3 protein-coding genes and 1 pseudogene are annotated in these 6,000 nt (G+C 49.6%); 2 read left to right on the forward strand and 2 right to left on the reverse strand.

The features are described from left to right. The first annotated feature begins 177 nt into the window (after nt 1-177). Both GZ78_RS21410 and GZ78_RS31135 read left to right on the forward strand, forming a co-directional pair. Nucleotides 178-1,086 (forward strand): transposase, encoded by a 909-nt coding sequence (locus GZ78_RS21410; protein ID WP_081869991.1) that lies wholly within the window; start codon nt 178-180, stop codon nt 1,084-1,086. A 565-nt stretch (nt 1,087-1,651) separates the two neighbouring features. After that, nucleotides 1,652-1,846 (forward strand): annotated as a pseudogene (locus GZ78_RS31135) (IS982 family transposase); the annotation flags it as partial. A gap of 103 nt (nt 1,847-1,949) precedes the next feature. Here GZ78_RS31135 and GZ78_RS21420 read toward each other — a convergent pair. Next, nucleotides 1,950-3,515 carry a WD40 repeat domain-containing protein gene (locus tag GZ78_RS21420; protein WP_034840758.1) on the reverse strand — a complete coding sequence of 522 codons (1,566 nt, stop codon included), beginning with the start codon at nt 3,513-3,515 and terminating at the stop codon, nt 1,950-1,952. Between the two features lie 171 nt (nt 3,516-3,686). Next, complete coding sequence (locus tag GZ78_RS21425) at nt 3,687-5,324, reverse strand: hypothetical protein (protein ID WP_152558874.1); 1,638 nt, start codon at nt 5,322-5,324, stop codon at nt 3,687-3,689. Between the last annotated feature and the right edge of the window lie 676 nt (nt 5,325-6,000).

The following is a 6,000-nucleotide window of genomic DNA, read 5'->3' on the forward strand; positions in this document are numbered from 1 at the left end:
TGACCGGGATGACTTGTCTTTATTTTCAGGTTTTTCTTTCCTGCTGCATCTTCTGGCCAAAAACTAATGTAGTTACTAACCCGGAAATTTCATAAAAGAAGGCAAGTTCCGCCCAATCACTTGATATGATTGGGTCGACCAAAAAAATGCTTCGGAAAAAGCAAACCGGAACTTGCCATGCCCAAATCTACACAAAAACACCTTCGTTTTCACCCATCCAATAGCAAAACTGTCCGTGCCGACTTCAATGGTGGGGAATTATCCTCTGACTTTGGTGCTCTACTGCTACGAGAAACCATGCTTCATAGCGGTCTTATTGACAGACTGACCGATGCTATTCACGACAATCGTCACCGGTGGCCAAAGACCCACTTACTGGTTCGCGGGGATAGCCACTTTGCACAACCGGAGTTGATGCAGGTGGTTCAGGATGACCCGCACTCCGACTATGTACTGGGCAAAGGCGCTGGTCACAAGACAGCTTTGCGCCCTAAAGCCAGAGAGCAATTGGATGAAGCACGCAGGGCTCTCATCGTCAAAACAAATCTGGCAAGAGCGAATAATCTGCCAGAACCTGACCGTCTCAGGCTTTACGGGGAAACAGAATATCAGGCCAAAAGCTGGAGAGGGCTGGATACCCGGATCATTTATAAGGCAGAGGTTAACCAGAAAGGCGACAACCCTCGCTTTATTGTGACGTCGATAAAAGAGGCTTCTCCCGAAGTGATTTATGAAGAACTTTACTGCCCGAGAGGGCAGGATGAGAACTTCATCAAACACCTGAAAAGCGATCTGTCCGGTGACAGGTTGTCAGATCAGGGCTTTCTGGCTAACCATCTGAGGATGTTTTATGCCTGTGCCGCTTATGTTCTCCACCACGAGTTGAGAACCAAAGCCCTGAAAGGAACGGAGCTGGACAAAGCACAGCCATCAACGGTGATCAAAAAACTCTGCAAAGTGGCGGTGAAAGTGGTTGAGTATAAAGACCGGATCAAGCTACACCTGCCCCGTAGTTGCCCATTCAAGAATCTTTTACGGCATGTGACAGAGGTTTTTTATCGGATGCCACAGCCTCGTCCGGGATAGTGACCTTCATAAACCGTAATCGAACCAGATAGCGACCAGATGAAAGAGCTCAGGCAGAGTTCGCTTGTCCTGAAGAAGCTGAATTGACTAATAAATATCCAGGCTGCAGACGAGTCTGGATCGTAAGGCATCTTTCACTGCTAAAAGAGCAGCAGACTCACGGAAGAAATCAAAGTTGAATGACTTGACCGGAAGTTGCTGCTCCTTTATGAAATATTCGGGCTATGACCCTAAGCATCAGGAGCTGAAGTCAGCGACTACCTGACAGCCCATTTCAGGGTCATTACGATTGAAAACCTGAATGTTCGTGGCATGACGAAAAACCCTAAGCTGGCTCGAGCTGTGAACGATGCTGGCTTGGGTTTGCTGCGCCAATTTATAGAATATGCAACTCTTAGGGAAGACATTGGGTGCAGTTCTTTCCCTACGATACCGCAACCCCGATATATCGGTCACTTTGACGACCAGGGGCAAAGAAAAAAGGGCTGTTCTGTGGTGATATAAAGTCGTCAAACAAATAGCACCTTTCGGATACCAAACCATAGACGACTAGCTGAAGGCCTCCGTGTCCATGACCAGTTTATTCTGTGACGTTGATGATTTCTGCCTTATTTTTGAACCACAATAACATAAGCAACTGATCTGTAATTCCAGCAGACCGCCAGCTATCTCAAAACTGTCTCTCAGTGAAATCATGACCATTGTCATTTATTTTCATCAAAGTGCTTTCCGTGACTACAAACACTACTACTTGAACCTAAATTCAGCAGTTAGCCGCTTTCACTTCTCTGTAAGCCTTGGCATTCAAGATTCAAGATCTAACATCTTCACAACCCCTTCATGCGATACATGGTGATCAAGGATTAAAGTAGCGGAATCTGGTCGGCTTTTTCAATCAACCGTTTTGACTTCGCACTTTTCAGATAAACGACGACAGCGGCAGCGACCAGGGTGCCAATAATACCCCCAGTGGGCAGGGCGATGCCCACTACAAACCCGACCGAGTCTTCGACAGTTGCTATGACTGGCGGCGTCATCGTGGGAGAAACATCCATAAAGCTTGAGGCCGGGACCATCAGAGAGGCAAAGGAAGGGCTTGGTGAGGTGAGCCGATCGTCGCCCATAGTCGCAGTAGAATTGACAACCAACGTGGGTTCCGTCGCGGCTGCCTGCATGGTTGGGGCTGCCTGCATGGTTGGGGCTGCCTGCATGGTTGAGGCTGCCTGCATGGTTGGGGCTGCCTGCATGGTTGCCTGTTCGGGCAAAGAGATTTCAGGCAGTCCTTCCAGAAAATAGAATTCAATGTCGTTTCGTTTGTTGCCTAATGCCAGCCAGGTGCCACCAGGGTGAAAAGCGAGAGAATACACCTCACTCATATTATTTGTCATTGTCAGAGTATCGAGCCGGGTCTGGTTTGCGGCCTCATACAGGTGAACCCTGGGGCCTTCGGCCACCACATAATGTTCACCTCCGGGGTGGTATAAGACGACGCTTACCCTCTTAGAAAATCGCAGGCTCTCAATCAGAATAAAATTGCCCCCGGCCTCCCTGAGCCAATGACGTACCAGACCATCGTCTCCGCGAGAAAGCAGCCGGCTGCCATCGGGGCTGAAGTCAAGGCCTCGTAAAGCCTTACTGTGTGCCGGTATCTTTACGTAGCTGACGTCACTGAGATGGGTGAGGTTATGCACCCGGATCTCGCCAGATCCATCACCCGAAGCCAGCCATGGCCCCTGGCTGCTCAGCGTATACACTGTTTTGGGAAATTCACCCGGGAGGGGTATAACTTTGTTTTTGTTCACCGGGTTTATCAGTGAGATTCGGCCACCGTGACTGTATGCCAGCCAAGTATCATCCAAGATGAAGGTGCATGCGAACATAGGCGGACTGTATAGGAAAACTCTAACGTATTGCCAGGTGAGGCGCCGCCCATCGGAGGACGCCAGTATGATGGAGTTTAAATCATCGCCCGAACCAAACACTACACAACCCCCCCCCGAACAGATGCTCAGAGCAAGCGGGTAAAATGTACCCAAATAGTCATACCCAACCCAGTTAACGCTTTTCTGGTTAGGGGTGAGAGCACTGGTATTGAAGCGCTGAACAAACGTTTGCCCAGGTATATCACCGTCATGTATTGCAAGCCCCACCATAACCAATTCAGAACCGTCCGGTTTAAAACGCAGTGCCACAACACGAATTTGCGGCCCATAGATGTTGCCTTCTTCATCAATCTCCATCAACTCAGTGGAATTGAGCCTTATCACTGGGCCAGGAATAAACCCTACTTTTTCAGGGTCGCCACTCGATTCAAACTCGCCACTCAATTCAAACTCGCCACTCAATTCAAGCTCTCCACTGCCCTCGAGTACCCCATGGCTCACACTGGCCAGAACGCTCAGCATCAGGCCGGCTAGTCTGCTCATCATTGTTAATGCTCCATTACTGCTCAGTACCATGTGTAAACCATAGAACTTTTATAGAAAGGAACTCATTCCAGTTCACACTCATTATGGAAGACGTTGCAGAGGATCTTACAAGTCTGTAGAGAGAGAGCCATCGCTGGCCTGTTGGGAAATAATGTAAAGGGCTGTGAGCTCTCATTGTAGCCATCTGGTCATCACAAACAAAACCGTCAGGGCAGAAACGCCATAGGCTACAGGCCGAGCCGCTGAGGAGTGTGGGCCCACAGGTGTTGATGAAGTAACCGGAGCCACGGAAACATCTGACGGCGTGACTGTAATAACAGGTGTGTACAGGGTTGCAGAGCCTGACGACACAGCCGCAGAAGATGAAGAAGTCAAAGAGGAAGTGGCGGTGCTTGATGTAGTCGGAGTTGGGGGCTGTGGGTTCTGGGTTGAGGTTGCTGCATTTTGGGTTGAGGTCAGTGCACTCAGTGTTGAGGATGCTGGGCAGACAGAAGGACTAAGCTCCCGGCCACAGCGCAGGGTAGCACGCTGATAGGTTTCAGTGCGGGTTACTTCTGATGGCACAAATGAGCCCCGGGTGTCATTGACTGCCTTGCGGAACTGTTCTGCCCCCTGAACCAGCTGCTGGGCAAAGGGGAACTCGGAGCAATCAGGGTTCGGGTCTTTACACAGATCTTCTGGACAACCTTCATCCACATAAACACAGCCAAAATTCAGGAGCCTTGAATAAACATCGCCAATAAACAGTGCCCCGGCCCTGATCTTCGAGCGATCATTCAAAACGACAGTGTTCTCTAATAAAGGTCGCTGTGGCGTCAGGCGCTCAAGCCAGTTCAAGTAGTCGGTGTAATAATCGTACCCTGTATTCATAGCCAGGGGGCTTTCTGGCCCGGAAATCATTCCGTCAATATTCACTTGTGAGCGACAGGCCCTGATCTTGAGCGACGAACGATGACCATCCATACATGATCCAGTGTCGCCTGAAAACGGGAACATGGGTTCATACAACCAACTTCGGCTGATATTGATCACCCCTTCTCCCGTAAACAGACGACTGGGGTCATCGGTAACAATGCTTGAACGATAGAGCTGGAGATAATGATTTACCTCAAAAGCAAAGGCGCTTGGGGCCAGTTGTAACTCCAGATCGAGATTATACAGCTGCACAGGGCCATTGAAGACGAAGCCCGCAGAGTATTCAGGGGTTGCACCGAGGTCAATGGTTATTCGGACTCCGCTGCCAAGGCTGGCCAGCATCAGGGTGGGTGTTTCACCGTTGACAGTTTCTGCAACGGCTATGGAGCCATTCTGTGAGCCAGTGGCTGTGAGATGTTTGCGGATATCTTCGGCAGAGATGGAGAACAGCTTCTCCCTCTGCCCGATCTCGTTTGGCAGGTCGTGGGTTCCCGGCAGGTTCTGCGGTTTGCACTCTCCTTTCCACAAGCAATGCAGTTTACTATCGGACATCGTGGTTTCCTCAATCCCACTGCCGCTCTGTGATTCAGCCTCCAGAGGCAACTCCTCGTTCGAGGGAGACAGGAGAACCACAGTGTTTTCCCGAATGGGCAAGAGGTTCAGAAGATCCTCTGCGGAATCTACAATATAAAGCCGGGTATAACGACTGCCCCCGGACAGAAACTGCCAGTTAATATCAAACTCAGAGGTAATCCCGGAATAGCCGCTGCCTTCGTTGTAGTCGGAAAGCACGGACTGAATAATATCCTGCTGCCGTGGAGCAGGTGGAAAGACGCCGCAATCATGATCTCCCAGTTGATCCGTTTTGGTGTTGATCACCAGTTGTTTAAACATTGGCATCTCTGAGAGGCAAACAACAGAGGTTGGAGAATAATAAATATGGAATCTACCTATAAGAGCGGTTGGAGAACTATAAATGTGGATGCCTACATTACGACTTCTTAGTTTTGAGCAGGCATGGTAGGAATTGTCGCAGTGGGGATTTTTGGCTTGATTACGGTCGATCCTGCGATAAGCCTGACTGTCAAAATGAAAGTAACGGCCATTGTTAAAGTGGGTGTCAAGCCGAAATGTGGTTCGAGCAGCATTAGCCACCCTGTACTTTAAGTCAGAGTAGCTAAGGCTTTCGTGAGCAAAACTTGCAACGCAATCAAGAGAGGCTGTGGCATCATTCACCCACCAAAAATCTCTAAAAACCAATGCGCCATAAAAAGGCGATCTGGCAAAGTACCGTGGCCCGAGATGAGCAGAAAACAGCTCAACTTCAGGCTCCGAATCAATCAGCTCGGCCTCTGTACCAGCCCCATGCAGAAGGAGAGCTGATAAAGCAAAAAGACGGCAAAAATACACAATAAAAGACCTCTGAACAGCAAGGGAGGCTGGAGTCGAGCAATAAGTACAACAGACTTTGTAGTGTAGACCCTGAGCAGTGTCAGGCCACCGAGGATCTTGAGAGGCTGTAGAGAAGGCCATCACTGGCCTGTTGGGAAATAATGCAAAGGGCTGTGAG

The organism is Endozoicomonas numazuensis (assembly GCF_000722635.1).
Classification (GTDB): domain Bacteria; phylum Pseudomonadota; class Gammaproteobacteria; order Pseudomonadales; family Endozoicomonadaceae; genus Endozoicomonas_A; species Endozoicomonas_A numazuensis.

Coding starts and splice junctions, on each gene's coding strand:
- GZ78_RS21410 (WP_081869991.1), top strand. CDS start 178: ATGCCCAAATCTACACAAAAACACCTTCGTTTTCACCCATCCAATAGC.
- GZ78_RS21425 (WP_152558874.1), bottom strand. CDS start 5,324: ATGTTTAAACAACTGGTGATCAACACCAAAACGGATCAACTGGGAGAT.
- GZ78_RS21420 (WP_034840758.1), bottom strand. CDS start 3,515: ATGATGAGCAGACTAGCCGGCCTGATGCTGAGCGTTCTGGCCAGTGTG.